Genomic DNA, 15,088 nt, shown 5'->3' on the forward strand with positions numbered 1-15,088 from the left:
ACGGGGAACAAGCAAGACATGAAGTTAGGGTGGGCACTCTTGCCACTTGGGGTGATGATCGTCGTCATGCTCATCTCAATCGTTAAGCTCGGTCAAGGACCACACATCCCGCTCATCGTCGGAACGGCAGTCGCTTCAATCGTCGCCTGGCGTCACGGGTTCAAGTGGAAAGAAATTGAAGAGATGATGTATAAGGGGATTCGACTCGCCTTGCCGGCAGTCGTAATCATCATTTTGGTCGGGTTGACGATTGGAGCATGGATCGGTGGAGGCATTGTTGCCACGATGATCTATTTCGGATTGAAAATCATCTCGCCGGCATACTTTTTGTTAACCATTTGCCTCATCTGTGCGGTCGTCGCCCTTTCGATCGGGAGCTCATGGTCGACGATGGGGACGATTGGAGTAGCGGGGATGGGCATCGGGCTGAGTATGGGGATACCAGCGCCGATGGTAGCGGGGGCTGTCATCTCTGGTGCATATTTTGGGGACAAGATGTCTCCATTGTCAGACACGACAAACTTGGCGGCCGGCTTGACTCATACTAATTTATTCGTACATATCCGGCACATGTTATATACGACGATTCCAGGACTTATCATCGCGCTAGGGGTATACGCTTGGCTAGGTAGACGGTTCGCAGATTCGACGACGGACTCTTCAGAGATCACACAGACGCTTAACATTCTTGAAGATAGTTTTGTCATCTCACCATGGTTACTCATCGTCCCACTAGCTGTCATTTTGCTCGTTGCAAAGAAGGTGCCAGCGATTCCGGCGCTCGTCGTCGGGATTGCACTGGGCTTCTTGGCTCAAGTGTTCATTCAAGGTGGAACGCTCGCTGACAGCGTAGGCGCTCTTCAGAGTGGTTATGTCATCGAGACGGGAAATGAACTGGTCGATAACCTCTTCAGTAGAGGTGGTCTTGATGCGATGATGTACACGGTCTCGATGACCATCGTCGCGATGACGTTCGGGGGGATTTTAGAATATTCGGGAATGCTACAATCTATTATGAACCAAATTTTGAAATTGGCGAAAACGGCAGGTTCGTTGATTGCTTCAACGATTTTAGCTGGGATTGCAACGAATGCGACGTGTTCGGAGCAGTACATCTCAATCGTCGTCCCGTCGAGAATGTTTGCTGGAGCATATGAAAAAATGGGACTACAGTCGAAAAACTTATCTCGTGCCCTCGAGGATGGAGGGACGTTGACATCCGTTTTTATACCGTGGAACACGTGTGGGGTATTCATCCTCGGCACACTTGGGGTCGGAGCTTTCGAATATGCACCGTACGCCGTCTTGAACTTCATCGTACCAGTCATCTCGATTGTATATGCCTTTACGGGATATACGATTGAGCGCATGGCAGTCATCCAACAGGAAGAACCTGTCGCGGAACAAGCGGCTCAATAAAACGATTCCCGGTCGTCAATCGACCGGGAATTGAAATTTATAGACGGTACGCGGACGACCTTGGCTGTAGCTCATCTCTTCGCCAATCCGATGAACAAGTTTTGCATCAACCAATTTTTTGATGAGTCGCTCTGTCGTACGACGTGTCACGTTTAAATGGTCGGTCAACTCTTTCGCTGTAAACTCGAGATGGTCCGTTGAAAAGTGAATGAGCTTTTCGATATTAATCGGACTCATACCCGTCTGCTTCATCATGTCATAGACACGCGTTTGCGTGACACGGAAATGAATCGGTGCCGGTTGATCGGTGAACGTCATTCGTTTTGAATCGTCGACGATTCGTATAGTGGAATTACTTGTCGTATGAAGTGCAAGTTCGGCATGCTCAATGGCACGTTGATAATCGGACCCATACCCGATACCTACATGACCAGGAGTTTCCTCTGGCAAGATGAAACCGTTTGACATAGCGGATTCAATCTTTCCTTTACTCGATAATAGGATGATGCCGTCTTGAGTGGACTCCATCAATTTACCACCGAAATAATGATGTTTTGTCGTATGGTTGAGCGTATCTTCACTTGCATCCGAGTAGAAGAGCACAGCGAGTTGTGACTGGTCCGATTTGTTCAAACGAATCTGTTGAATAAAATCATGGAAGTGGGGGAGAATTCTCTCTTCTGGCTCTATCATGAGCTGACTAGCAAAACCATTTTCCACTAAGTGTCGATGGACTCGTTCGACACTTGTCAAGGCGAATCGAGTCGTCCCAGTTCGTTGAAGTTGCTCATGAAACGAAATCAACTCTTCGAAATTCATATACGGACTGAGTTCTTTCACTTGCGGTGGCGACATGTGGCTTGGAAACGATGCTAAAATCGAATCAAGTCGTGACGCATCAACGAGATCGATAGAGAGATGTTCGAGTCGGAGCTGTTGTGTCAATGTCACATATAAGAGTGACGTCAATAACACGACATCATCTTGAACGACGTGATGGGCAAATGGAAGGGTCACTTCCTCCGTCGCATACGTATAAGGGAATGAACCGGAAAAGAACACTCCGTCGAAAAATAGGAGATGCGTAGCGATGTCTTTCGCTTCTCGCGGGTCATCATAAGGAAATCCCTCGATTCGAACATCGGGTAAGGAAGAACCGTTCTGTACCTGTTGTATAAACGATGGTGAGCCGACAACGGCGATATGGATGGACATGTAAAATCCCCCTTGCAATTTAGCGACTATATAACGACAATATAGAGGAAAGGACAGTTGAAGTAAAGGAGTGATGAACATGAATATTCAAAAAATAGAAATTTTCTCGGTTCGCTTTCCATTAAAGGTACCATTCATCGTCAGTTATCACCATTATGATGATATGCCTTCTGTCATCGTCAAAATGACAACCGCATGTGGACTTGTCGGTTATGGAGAAGCCGTGGCGGATGAGCATGTGACGGGTGAGTCCGCTGAGAGCACGGTCAGTGTACTCCGTCATCTATTGGCTCCGCTCTTAATCGGAAAAAATCCGATGCACCTAGAGCATATTCATGACGAGATGGACCGTGCGATTCGTGGTGTTCCGGCTGCCAAAGCAGCACTTGATATCGCGTGTCATGATGTGATCGGGAAAAAGCTGAATCAACCAATCTACGAATGGATTGGCGGTCGGTACCATGAATCATTCCCAGTCACTCACGTCTTGAGTATCGGAGAGCCGAGCCATATGGCACAAGAGGCACTCGAACAAATGAAACGAGGCTATACAGCAGTGAAGATGAAGGTCGGAGTCGATGTGCAAACGGACGTGGCGCGTGTCAAGGCGGTACGGGAAGCGGTAGGAAATGACGTGCCGATTCGAGTCGACGTTAACCAGGGATGGATCAACGCGGCCAATACGGTTCAAGCCATGCGTCTACTCGAACCGTATGGAATCGACTGGGTCGAACAACCGGTCAAGGCGGAAGATTTTGAAGGCATGCTCGAAGTGAAACAAAAAATCTCAGTCCCGCTCATGATGGATGAAGGGTTGAAAGATATTCACGATATGAGACGCTTGACGATGATGCAGGCAGCCCATAAAGCGAACATCAAGCTGATGAAGTGCGGTGGCATCTATCCAGCGAAGAAGTTGGTCCATATGGCGGAGATGTCCGGAATCGAATGCCAGATTGGTTCTATGGTCGAATCCTCCATTGCATCGAGTGCAGGATTCCATGTCGCTTTCTCGAGTAAAATCGTGAAGACGGTCGAGTTGACGGGTCCGCTCCGGTTCGGGAAAGATGTAGGAAACTTATCATATGATTTACCAATCATCTCGCTGAACGATCGTCCGGGACTCGGTATTGACGTCGATGAGGACGTGTTACGTGAATTGACGACGGAATCTTACGTGGTTGGAGATGAGTCGCATGTGGCAAGGTGAGATCAAAGACCTTTCACTTCATGTATGCGTCCTAGGCTTGTCGGATTTACCGGAACTGTTAGCCGTTCAAGATACGGTCATTCAGGCGTTGGCTGAACCGGAGCACTATCAATCGTTATCGGTTGAAGAGTTCACGAAACTGTTGACGGATCAGACGTTGATTGGGGCAAAAGCAGATGGTCGGATTATCGCGTTCCGAGCGATGCTCATCCCACCGATTGATGCGGAGCATCTAGGGCGAGATATCGGATGGCCGGAGGATTCGCTTGAACGTGTCCTGTATCAGGAAGTGACGAACGTCCATCCAGACTTCCGTGGATATGGACTACAGACACATTTAGGCAAACTGTTGATGGCACAAGTGGAATCGGATGATCGATTCGATGTCGTCTGTGCGACTGTCGCACCGTTCAATATTCCAAGCATGAAAGACAAGTTCACGCTTGGACTCCGAATCGGGGCGTTGAAAGAAAAGTATGGCGGGAAACTCCGCTATATCTTTTACAAAGAGATGCATCGTTCGTGGCATCCCACATCAGAAGTGATGGATGTGCCGATGAAAGAACGGATGAAACAAGTTGAGTTACTCCAAACTGGTTGGATCGGGACGGGCATGATGAAACAAGGGGAACAGTGGATTGTTCGATATGAGAAGTAAAAAATCCTCGTCAAGCTGACGAGGATTCAGCTTGTTGACCAATAACATGTTCGAACTCGTCCTTCCGGCGCCCATGCTTTCCGCAGGCAATCTCAGAGCCGCATCGCGACTCAAGTCGCTGCTGGGTCTCTGTCGGATTGCTTTCCTGCAGGAGTCGGGGCGCCGTGGGACGAGTCACATGAATGGTCGCCAGCTGTGGCGGCCATCTGTCCTTTTCTGTGACCACGATATCCGAATAATTAGCTTGATTTATACTTCGGTCTAAAGTGGGAAAGTAAGTAGACAAACGCTGTGTAAGCGTCGGGAAGTGCGCCTCAAGCTCGTTGTACATAAAAAATGAACCAAATCGCATATTGCGATTTGGTTCATCGACAGCCAAAATCCTCGTCAAGCTGACGAGGATTTTGTTTATTCGAGAACGAAGAGTACATCATTCGCGAATTTCTCATACGTACGGTCACTCGGGTGGAACTGGTCGGTCGCAAGGTCTCTTGATAAGTCAGAGATGTAGGCGAACGGGTCGATCACATCGATATTCTGCGCATTCGCCAATTGTTTCGCGGATGCGTTCCAATCGAGGATGAGCTGATTGAACGCTTGTCCATTCTCATCATTTTGAAACGGATTGTATAGACCGATATACACGATGGTTGCCGAATCGTTGAGCGAACGAATTTCAGTGAAAATCGTTTCTAAATTCGTCTTCGCATCCGTGACCACTTGTTGAATATCGACGGATTCGAAGTTATCGACGTTTTCTCCACGGTTGAACAAATCGTTTCCACCGATGGTCAACGTGATATATCGTGCGTTTTCGATGGTCCGACGCACTTCAGGTTGCTCGAGTTGTGTGAGTAAATCTTCTGTTCGTGCCCCAGACACGGCAAGGTTTTGCGTACGTACGCCTTCTTCTTCAAGAGCAGTGCTGACAGGCTGTACATATCCTGCGCCTGATGTTGACCCGACACCGCGTGTCAACGAATCGCCTAATGCGACGTAGACGTCTCCTTCTGGCTCGGGACGTTCATCTTCGGAGACGGAAAGTGTTCGCTCCGGCGGATTGACGATATCTTGATAGCCGATCCATAGACCGTAGACGGCGATTCCCGTTAAAAGAACGGCGCCACTTAAAAATGCATACCATTTCGACTGTTTCATGGGCTGACCTCGCTTTCTATATAAACATCATATCAAATATAAATGGATGTGCCCTATGTGAATGTTCGAATAGGACAGATTCGCTTTTGTCCGATAGAATAAAGAAAGAGGTGAGACAATGGAACCGACGTTAAAGCTACATCAACTAACTAAAGTGATTGGGAAAAAGACGATTATCGATAACATTTCGTTAGACGTCTACCCGGGTGAGGTCTTCGGATTTTTAGGGCCGAACGGCGCCGGGAAGACGACGACGATTCGAATGATTGTTGGCTTGATCAAACCGACGAAAGGAAATGTATCGATTTGTGGGTATCGGGTCGACAAACAATTTGTCCAAGCGATGAATCAAATCGGCGCAATCGTCGAGAATCCAGAGCTGTATAAGTTTTTATCCGGACGTGAGAACTTAGAAGCGTTCGCACGCATGTTACCTGGCGTCGATGATAAGCGAATCCGGGAAGTCATTGACCTCGTCGATTTGACTGCTCGAATCGATGATAAAGTGAAGACGTACTCTCTCGGGATGCGTCAGCGGCTCGGGATTGCCCAAGCGTTATTAAACAATCCACGGGTGCTCATCTTGGATGAGCCGACGAACGGGCTCGATCCGATGGGGATTCGGGATTTACGACTTTTCATTCGTCGTCTCGTAGAAGAAACGGGGCTGAGTGTTCTTGTGTCGAGCCACATCCTAGCCGAGATTGAGCTATTAGCGGACCGAGTCGCCATCATGTCGCGAGGCAAGATTGTCAAGGTGGGGACGGTCCATGCTTTGATTGAAGAACTCGCGTCAACGGTCGACTTACATGTAACGAATAGCTTCGAAGTATTGCCGATCGTTCAAGGGTACGAAGGAATCGACCAAGCGGACGTGGTGGACGAGCGAACGATTCGTATTTCCATGAATGTGGAAGAGACGGCGAAGTTGAATCGATATTTGATGGAAAGAGATGTCGAGGTGTTCGGACTCGAGCGCCGAGTCCAAACGTTAGAGGACCTCTTCATCACGTTGACAGGCGGTGATCACATTGCCTAATCCATCGATGCTCGGTCTCATTCGTAATGAAGTGCTCAAGATTCATCGGAAACGCAGATTGATGGTCGTCTCCATCATCCTGATCGTACTTGTTTCGATGTTCACGTATGCGAACTATCGTCAAATCGAGAAACAACGCGAAGAACAAGGAACGATTGATTGGCGTGTCGATCTCCAGCAAGAGATCATCGATACACAAAACCGACTCGCCTCCGCGAACGTCCAAGACGAGTTTCGGCAGATTCTTGAGTTCCAAGTCCAACAGAATCAGTATTATCTTGATAATGATATCAATCCGAATTATCCGGGAGCTCCGACGTTTATGCGCGTCTTCTTCTCCCAAGGGACTACGCTTGTCCTACCGCTGTTCATTATTGTATTGATGGCAGATATCGTGAGCGGAGAACATAATGATGGAACGATCAAGACGTTGTTATCGCGACCGGTCCGGCGATATAAGATCTTGCTCGCCAAATGGCTGACGACGCTCCTCTATACATCAATCTTAATATTTGTGACCGCCGTCGTCAGTTACGCCATATCCGGTATTGTTCTCGGCTGGGACGGATGGAATGCTCCGATTTTGACCGGTTTCCAAGCTTCGCCGACCGGAACATTCTCGACCGACTTTGTGCATACGTTGCCGATGTGGGAGTACTTGCTTATGTCGATGGGGCTTTCATGGCTCGTCGTGGCTGTGGTCGGGACAATTTCTCTCATGATTTCCGTCTTGGTGAAAAACACGGCGACCGGAATCGGAATTATGATGGCTGTCCTCATCTCGGGGCCACTCTTGACATCGCTTGGCTCAAACTGGGATAGCTCGAAATACCTGGTGAACGTCAACTTCGGTCTTCATACCTATTTGGAAGGACAGGCTCCTCCGATTGATGGGATGACGTTACCGTTTTCGCTACTGGTTATTCTCGTTTGGTCGATGGCAGCCTTGGCGTATGCGTTTTACCACTTTACTCAAAAAGATGTGTATTAATTATTCGTGCTCCTTTCCTAAGGAGCACGAATTTTTTTTGGATAAAATTAGGTCATAAATAGAATGAATGGTTCTAAATACTCAATATTATGAATTATCAAAATAATTAAAAAGATGGATACAGCCTTTGTGGGAAAGTGTGTAAAGTAAGAATCATCACAAAGGAGGTAAACACATGAAAAAAGTTGTTTCTACATCATTAATCGCAGGCGTCTTGCTCGTCCCACAATTGGTCGGTGCGGCAGAATTGAAGTCAGGCACTCTGACGAAACCATCAGAAAGTGCACCGACAACGATTGTAAAAGAGTACGTCAAATCAAAAGGTGAGTTCAAGACGATCGAGTCGAAGTCAGACAAAGTCGGGAAAGTGGTTAAACTCCAACAGACAGTTGATGGCGTGCCCGTATTCGGTGGTGTGGTAGTCGGTGTCGTAGATGAAGCGGGTCAATTGAAGACTGTCGTGGATGATGCGAAATCGGTCAAAAATCTACATAAGTCAATCAAGTTAACTGAAAAGAAAGCCATTGCGAGTTACAAAAAGCTTGTCGGTCATAAAGGGGCCTACGAGCTCGAACCGGAAGCAGAATTGATTGTCTATCCAAAAGGTGACAAGTCGGTCTATGCATATCAAGTGACCGGAACGATCCTTGAAGCGGAAGAGCCATCACGTTGGACATACTTCATCGATGCGGGAACGGGTGAGGTACTCAATAAATTCGACCAGTTGGCTCACGCGAGACCGACGAACGGTGTGACGGGTACGACCTATACGGGAACGGGAATCGATGTGCTCGGCTACAGCCAAACGTTCAAGACAACGAAGAGCGGTTCTTACTATTACCTTCAAGACTCAACGCGTGGAAAGGGAATCTATACGTACGATGCGAAAAACCGTACGACACTCCCAGGTTCGCTATGGGCTGACGTGGATAACGTCTTGAACACGACTTACGACCGTGCCGCTGTCTCTGCACACGTCAACGCGACAAAGACATATGATTTCTACAAAAACACTTACGGACGGAACAGCTATGACAACGCCGGAGCTGCATTAAACTCTACCGTTCACTATAGCCGCAGCTACAACAATGCGTTCTGGGATGGAAGTAAGATGGTATACGGAGACGGAGACGGTCAAACATTCACGTATCTTTCAGGTGCACTTGACGTAGTCGCTCACGAATTGACTCACGCGGTCACGGAGTACACGGCAGGATTGATCTATCAAAACGAGTCTGGGGCGATCAACGAAGCAGTATCGGATATCCTAGGTACAGTGGCGGAATATAGCGTCGGTACTAACTTCGACTGGTTGGTAGGGGAAGACATCTACACACCAGGTGTAGCGGGCGATGGACTTCGTTCGATGGCGAACCCGGCTGCATACGGTGACCCAGATCACTACTCGAAACGTTACACAGGCACACAAGACAATGGTGGGGTTCACATCAACTCAGGTATCGTCAACAAAGCGGCATACCTCTTAGGTAACGGTGGATCGCACTACGGCGTATCGGTGCAAGGAGTAGGAGTCATGGCGATGGGGGATATCTACTACCGTGCCCTCAATGTTTACTTGACACCAACATCTAACTTCTCAAGCCTTCGTCAAGCGGTCGTGCAATCTGCGAAAGACCTTTACGGTGCGACAAGTCCGCAAGCGGTATCAGCTGCGAAATCATTTGACGCTGTCGGAATCTACTAAGTTCTCAACATCTCTTCCGAAATTTTCGGAAGGGATTTTCTTATGCAGTTTTTGGGTAAATCAAGGTTGAACGTCGAGCGAAAAGGAGAACGAGTATGAACACGAAGGAATTTATTGTGTCACCGAACAGCAAGATTCAATTAGATGATTATCCAACGACAGTTTCAGACAAACCGAAGGATGAGACCTTGACGACTGAACTCATTCCGAACAGTGTTGAGCGATTAAAAGAACTACATTGGCGATTATATGCCGAGAGTAAGAAAGGGATTATCGTCGTCTTGCAGGCGCTTGATGCGGGTGGAAAAGACGAAGCGATCAGCTATATCTTTTCAAATTTGAACGCCCAAGGACTGAAGACGAATGCGTTTCAAAAACCTTCCGATACGGAGAAAAAGCACGACTATCTGTGGCGAATGCATGATTTGTTACCTGAAAGAGGTCAGGTCGGGATTTTGAACCGATCTCATTATGAAGAGGTCATTGCACCTCGAGTACATGATTTGTTGGGGGACGAAGTTCTTCCGGAGGAAATGGACCAGGAAGAGGTCTGGCAGATGCGATATCGTCAAATCAACGATTATGAACGCTATTTACAGGAAAACGGATTCGAAGTGATCAAGTTCTTTTTCAATGTATCTAAAGATAAACAACGAGACCGTTTGCTTGAACGATTAAAGGATCCGAAAAAGAATTGGGAATTCTCTTTCAGTGACATCGAAGAGCGACAGCATTGGGAAGAATATCAAGGAATCTTTGCCGAGATGTTGTCGCACACATCAACGGAAGTCTCACCCTGGTATGTATTGCCGGCAGATGATGAGTGGTATAGTCGTTTTATTATTTCGTCAGTCATGATTGAAGTTCTTGAACGCATTGATCCACACTATCCGACTTTCACGGATGAGGAACAAGAGCGAATCGACGAGGCCATCCAAACCCTTGAGAATGAGTAAGGCGTGGCGTTCTCGTGAACACTTAAAAATCCCCTTGCACTGAAAGCGAATTCAAGCTAAAGTGATACAGTGGATTAAAGGTCAGACATCTGTACAAAGGGGTAATGAGTGTGGGTAATGTAAGTTTACTATTCGGTGGCGTCGCGCTGTTTTTAAATAGTCTCGTTCTTCTCGGGAAAGTGGATAGCAAGAGCGCAGGATTTTTTAGTTTGTTTACGGGACTCTTACAAACGTTTATCGCCACATGGTTATTGATTGGGGCGAGTCCAGAAGAGCAATTCGGTCTTGCGAGTATCTATCTATTTGCGTTCACTTATTTATATGTAGGGGTGACGTTTATTTTGAATTTAGACGGACGCGGCGTTGGCTGGTTCTCATTATTCGTTTCGATTGCAGCTGCTTTTTACGGTGTGATGGCGATTGCAGAAAGTGATCCGATGGGGGCATTGACGTGGTTCTTCTGGTCATTCCTTTGGGCGCTGTTCTTTTTTGGAATGGGACTCGGGAAACCGAACGAGACCATCACAGCACGTGTCGCCCTCGTATTATCATGGTTGACGCTGATTGTCCCGGCGATGGTTGGGATGGCTGGACTGATGAATGGATGGTATGACATGGTTTGGTGGGCGGCGAGCGGTACGGCAATCCTGTACTTCATCGTTTCTGTCAAACGTACGAAACAGACGATAGAAATTGCTTCATGATGAATTGAAAATGATTCGAGGTCATCGAGCGCGATCAAGTCGTGCCCGACGACCTTTTTTATTGAACGATGAAAGATCGATATATACTATACTTAGAAAAATAAGAAAAATAAAAATGAAAAATACGGTACGAATGTCGTTAATTTCAAAAAGTGGGGTTGAGTTGATGATTGCACTTGAAACGTTGAAAAGTAGGCTCGTAAATAATCAGATTGAAATACAAAATGAAGAGGGATATGTAGATACGTTACACTTTTCATTCAGTGAGCCTGCGATGGAAGTTGAAATCAAGCGATTGAAGCAAATGATTCCAAACGACATTATTCAATTCTTGAAGACACATAATGGCGCTGACCTATTTGTTCACCCGACATACGGTGGAGGAATCCGACTTTTTAGTGTAGATGAAATGATCGAGTATCGGGAAATATGGGAGTGTCCTGAACAATTCATTCCCGTCGGAGCCGGGAGAGATGGGGAATGGATTGTTTGCGAGGTCGTCAATGAACATGAAAACTACATTTGGGTTGGAGAATTTTTGACTTACACAGATGACACCGAAAAACTTCCGATGGATTATACACGCTGGTTCGACTATTTGATTGTCGCCCAAGGCGCTCATTTTTGGGATTGGTTCAGAGGTTAATAGATGACGATTGAATATTTGTTTTGAATGATGATGATGATGATGGAATGCGCACTTTTTGTTGAGTGTGCTTTTTTACAGTTGCTTTTGTGTCTAAAATGTGAAAAGTGGGAATGAGGAAGCAAAAGGAGGCGAAAGCAGATGAGTGATGGTCTCGTGTTATTACTCGGATTACTTTTATGTGGTTGGATGCTGTTTGCCGTCGTATTTGATGATAGAATAAAAAGAAGAATTTGATGGCCCGTCTCGCGAGGAGACGGGTTTTTAATTGAGGAGTGAGAAGTATGAAAAAAACACCTGTCGTCGTCATCGTCGGTCCGACCGCTGTTGGCAAAACGAAGACGGGCATCGAACTCGCAAAAGCGTTCGACGGCGAGATCGTCTCGGGTGACTCGGTTCAAGTGTACCGGGGCATGGACATCGGTTCAGCAAAAGTGACGAAAGAAGAGGCCGAAGGGATCCCGCATCATTTGATCGATATTTGTGACCCGGATGATGCCATGAGTGTCGCAGCTTTTCAACAGTTGGCTCGTGCCGCCATCGATGATATTTATGCCCGTGGCAAATTACCGATTATTGTCGGAGGAACAGGATTATACATTCGCTCGATTTTATATGACTATGAATTCGTGGAGCGACCTGTGGATGAAGCACTGCGGGCTGATCTCGAACGGTTGGCAGAAGTCGAAGGACGTGAAGCGTTACATCAAAGATTAGTTCAACTTGATCCGGAACGTGCGGCTACGATTCACCCGAATAATGTCCGTCGCGTCGTGCGAGCGCTCGAAGTAGCGATGCAAGGCGATACGCAGACGACAGATAGTACGCCGTCCGAACATTATGATTATCGATTGTTCGTCCTCCACGCAGATCGTGAGATATTATACGACCGAATCAATCAACGCGTCGATGCGATGATGGAAGCAGGACTTGTCGAAGAAGTCGAACGACTTTTGGCACAAGGATATCGTGATACGCAGGCGATGCGGGCCATCGGATATAAGGAAATGATTCCCTTCATCGATGGAAAGATGTCGAAAGAGAAAGCGACCGACTTGCTTAAACAGCACACAAGACAGTTCGCGAAACGGCAATTAACTTGGTTCCGTCATCAATTTGATGGAATTTGGGTGGATATGGGGCGAAAATCATTTGAACTATCATATAAAAATATTTATGATGATGTAGAGGGGTTTTTTCGAAAATTCCGATTATTTTAAAGAGATAAAGACTAGGGGGAATCCAGCATGAAAGCGAGCTACAACATCCAAGACCATTTTTTGAATCAACTCCGAAAAGAAATGGTGCCAACGACCGTTTTTTTAGTAAGCGGGTTTCAAATTCGCGGTGTCATTAAATCATTTGATAACTTTACTGTCATCGTCGAATCGGAAGGTCGTCAACAATTGATCTATAAGCATGCGATTTCGACATTCTCTCCGGCACGTAATGTAACACTATATGAGCCGGATGCAGTTGAAGTAACAGAAGGATGAGCATAAGAAAAGGAGCGGCCCGGGGACCGCTCCTTTTCTTATGCCGTTTTTGTCGTTCCGGGTTGTTTGATTGCCTCAAGAACACGCTGGATAGCGCATCCACCGAGGAGCGAATCCATTTGACCACAAATCTGAGTCGGCGTTGAACGGTGTAACAATGCGTATGTTCGCTTCCAAGCACGCTCTGCTGATTGGATTCGGACGAGAAGATCTTCGTGGCTCAGTTCTTTTAGTTTATCAATATTGAGTCGGTTCGTTCGAGCGAAAGCAGACAGGATAACCGCCTTCGCTAACGGCGTCTGAAGAGGATAACCAGAAAGCTCAAGCGCCGCCATAGCCCCTTTCATCTCATGCTCGACGATTTTGTCGAGTGATGCATCTTTGGCATATGGATTACCGGAAAGATGCGTGAGTGACTGTTCTAAGTCCTCCATCCCTACCGGACAAGTTGACCCTTGCAGAATATGTTCAATGGATTGTTGCTCTTGTGCATAACGTGTCGCTTCCCCCGAGGCGATGAAACGTTCATACGTATCGATTAATGAAATCATTATCGTTTCCCCCTTTATCGAACTACCTTTATCGTATCAATAATCGTAAGCGCTTTCAATATAATGATGGCAAAATCGAGACCCTACTAGAAAGTATGTTCGCCTAATAGACGGAAACACGATACAATGTCATAAGATGCGAGGAGGGAATAATTATGAACTATTATCAACAAATTGATCCGGTCATCGGTTCATCGATGAACCGTGATCGATTTCAAATACCACAAATAGACAAATCAAAGGAACGTTTAGACCAGTTAGCCGATGGGACCCCTGTCCAAACAAAAGCGCTCGTCAGTACAGTCGAGGTTAGAGAAGGGAAGAATGGTGCGAAATGGCTTCAACTAAGTGTCACGACGGCGAACGGGATGATGCGTGCGAAGCATTGGCTACGTGGAAATGAGAGTGAACTACTTCCAATCTACGAGTCGGGTGTCATCGAATTGTCCGGGAAAATCGATGTCTATCCAAAACCGGATGGCGCCAAATCGATTACGATTGACCGCGTACATCCTATCTCAAAAGATGAGGCGATCTCGTTATTACCAGGCTTGCCAGGGGATGAGACGATGGAGCAGTTTGCGGAAGAATTGTTCAGTTTGATTGATACGTTGTCACCGACTTATCAAAAGCTCGCCTATGGCCTCCTGGATTTCGTTTGGGATGATTTCGTACTATCGCCAGCGGCACTCTATCACCACCATAATTATGCGGGAGGTCTATTAAAGCATACCGTGTGTATGCTTCGTCTCGGCTATCGGATTCAAGAGCAAGATGACTATTTGGCGATGGTGTTTCGTGTAATCAAAGAAGCGGAGCAGTTGCACAAAGTCGACCTTTGGAATACGATGAACGGTGTTAAAATCGAACAGGCATATAAAGGAACGTTTGAATCGCTGTATGCCGCCTGTGAAGCGATGGCCGAGCGGAAAGAACCGTTGAGTTGGGATGAACTCGCACTTGGAATCCTCTTCCACGACATCGGAAAAATATATGAATACAGCCATCTGTTATCTAGTCCGAATCGTTTTGAAAAGTTATCTCCCGTTGAGGGCACAAGTGAAACGACCGGCATCTCCATCAACCCGATGGGCACATTGATCGGGCATATGCCATACGGTGGGCTTTTGTTTGAAGAAACGTTACGCCAGACGTCGACACGACTGCCATTGGATGTCCATCACCGGATTTGGCACATGATTTTATCACATCATGGGAAACGTGAGTGGGGATCGAGTGTCCTCCCGATGACGACGGAGGCTTGGATGCTTCACTTGATTGATTTATTGGATGCGCGTTATGAGAAATGGGCTCGCGCGCACGAAGATTTGTAAGAAAAG

15 protein-coding genes are annotated in these 15,088 nt (G+C 46.9%); 12 read left to right on the plus strand and 3 right to left on the minus strand.

Annotated features, from left to right (window positions below):
• Positions 1 to 18 precede the first annotated feature (18 nt).
• The gene (nhaC, locus tag GVY43_RS03120) at positions 19 to 1,419 is read left to right on the plus strand and encodes a Na+/H+ antiporter NhaC (protein ID WP_371730215.1); all 1,401 of its coding nucleotides are present in this window, start codon (positions 19 to 21) and stop codon (positions 1,417 to 1,419) included.
• A 15-nt stretch (positions 1,420 to 1,434) separates the two neighbouring features.
• Here the strand turns inward: nhaC and GVY43_RS03125 are convergent, their stop codons facing one another.
• The gene (locus tag GVY43_RS03125; RefSeq protein ID WP_159562214.1) at positions 1,435 to 2,634 is read right to left on the minus strand and encodes a hypothetical protein; all 1,200 of its coding nucleotides are present in this window, start codon (positions 2,632 to 2,634) and stop codon (positions 1,435 to 1,437) included.
• 79 nt (positions 2,635 to 2,713) lie between these two features.
• On the opposite strand from GVY43_RS03125, the gene GVY43_RS03130 reads away from it, so the two are divergent.
• Together GVY43_RS03130 and GVY43_RS03135 are read left to right on the plus strand one after the other, a co-directional pair.
• Entirely contained in the window at positions 2,714 to 3,844 is a 1,131-nt protein-coding gene (locus GVY43_RS03130; protein ID WP_159562215.1) for a mandelate racemase/muconate lactonizing enzyme family protein, read from the plus strand.
• Positions 3,831 to 4,502 carry a hypothetical protein gene (locus tag GVY43_RS03135; RefSeq protein ID WP_159562216.1) on the plus strand — a complete coding sequence of 224 codons (672 nt, stop codon included), beginning with the start codon at positions 3,831 to 3,833 and terminating at the stop codon, positions 4,500 to 4,502. Before GVY43_RS03130 ends, GVY43_RS03135 begins: the two co-directional genes overlap by 14 nt.
• A 408-nt stretch (positions 4,503 to 4,910) precedes the next feature.
• Here the strand turns inward: GVY43_RS03135 and GVY43_RS03140 are convergent, their stop codons facing one another.
• Positions 4,911 to 5,660 (minus strand): GDSL-type esterase/lipase family protein, encoded by a 750-nt coding sequence (locus tag GVY43_RS03140; RefSeq protein WP_074037116.1) that lies wholly within the window; start codon positions 5,658 to 5,660, stop codon positions 4,911 to 4,913.
• Positions 5,661 to 5,778: 118 nt separating this feature from the next.
• Here GVY43_RS03140 and GVY43_RS03145 point away from each other — a divergent pair, with 118 nt between their 5' ends.
• The 8 genes from GVY43_RS03145 (at position 5,779) to hfq (ending at position 13,197) form a co-directional block, all read left to right on the plus strand.
• Positions 5,779 to 6,699, plus strand: a complete 921-nt coding sequence (locus tag GVY43_RS03145) for an ABC transporter ATP-binding protein (protein ID WP_159562217.1) — start codon at positions 5,779 to 5,781, stop codon at positions 6,697 to 6,699.
• A complete protein-coding gene (locus GVY43_RS03150) occupies positions 6,692 to 7,690 on the plus strand; it encodes an ABC transporter permease (protein ID WP_159562218.1) in 999 nt (332 codons plus the stop codon). The genes GVY43_RS03145 and GVY43_RS03150 overlap by 8 nt, the downstream gene beginning before the upstream one ends.
• Positions 7,691 to 7,865: 175 nt before the next feature.
• Positions 7,866 to 9,395 (plus strand): M4 family metallopeptidase, encoded by a 1,530-nt coding sequence (locus GVY43_RS03155; protein ID WP_159562219.1) that lies wholly within the window; start codon positions 7,866 to 7,868, stop codon positions 9,393 to 9,395.
• A 95-nt stretch (positions 9,396 to 9,490) separates the two neighbouring features.
• Positions 9,491 to 10,351, plus strand: a complete 861-nt coding sequence (locus tag GVY43_RS03160) for a PPK2 family polyphosphate kinase (protein ID WP_159562220.1) — start codon at positions 9,491 to 9,493, stop codon at positions 10,349 to 10,351.
• Between the two features lie 104 nt (positions 10,352 to 10,455).
• A complete protein-coding gene (locus tag GVY43_RS03165) occupies positions 10,456 to 11,055 on the plus strand; it encodes an AmiS/UreI family transporter (RefSeq protein ID WP_236548919.1) in 600 nt (199 codons plus the stop codon).
• A 166-nt stretch (positions 11,056 to 11,221) separates the two neighbouring features.
• Positions 11,222 to 11,701 (plus strand): SMI1/KNR4 family protein, encoded by a 480-nt coding sequence (locus tag GVY43_RS03170; protein ID WP_201302242.1) that lies wholly within the window; start codon positions 11,222 to 11,224, stop codon positions 11,699 to 11,701.
• Positions 11,702 to 11,985: 284 nt separating this feature from the next.
• A complete protein-coding gene (miaA, locus tag GVY43_RS03175; RefSeq protein ID WP_159562222.1) occupies positions 11,986 to 12,921 on the plus strand; it encodes a tRNA (adenosine(37)-N6)-dimethylallyltransferase MiaA in 936 nt (311 codons plus the stop codon).
• 27 nt (positions 12,922 to 12,948) lie between these two features.
• Complete coding sequence (gene hfq, locus GVY43_RS03180) at positions 12,949 to 13,197, plus strand: RNA chaperone Hfq (RefSeq protein ID WP_012726185.1); 249 nt, start codon at positions 12,949 to 12,951, stop codon at positions 13,195 to 13,197.
• A 38-nt stretch (positions 13,198 to 13,235) separates the two neighbouring features.
• Here the strand turns inward: hfq and GVY43_RS03185 are convergent, their stop codons facing one another.
• Positions 13,236 to 13,748, minus strand: coding sequence for a hypothetical protein (locus tag GVY43_RS03185; protein ID WP_159562223.1), 513 nt, complete (start codon positions 13,746 to 13,748; stop codon positions 13,236 to 13,238).
• Between the two features lie 155 nt (positions 13,749 to 13,903).
• Between GVY43_RS03185 and GVY43_RS03190 the strand changes: the two genes are divergently transcribed.
• The gene (locus tag GVY43_RS03190; protein WP_159562224.1) at positions 13,904 to 15,082 is read left to right on the plus strand and encodes an HD domain-containing protein; all 1,179 of its coding nucleotides are present in this window, start codon (positions 13,904 to 13,906) and stop codon (positions 15,080 to 15,082) included.
• Positions 15,083 to 15,088: the final 6 nt, after the last annotated feature.

Origin of the sequence: Exiguobacterium sp. 8H (genome assembly GCF_902506255.1) — a bacterium.
GTDB classification, from domain to species: domain Bacteria; phylum Bacillota; class Bacilli; order Exiguobacteriales; family Exiguobacteriaceae; genus Exiguobacterium; species Exiguobacterium profundum.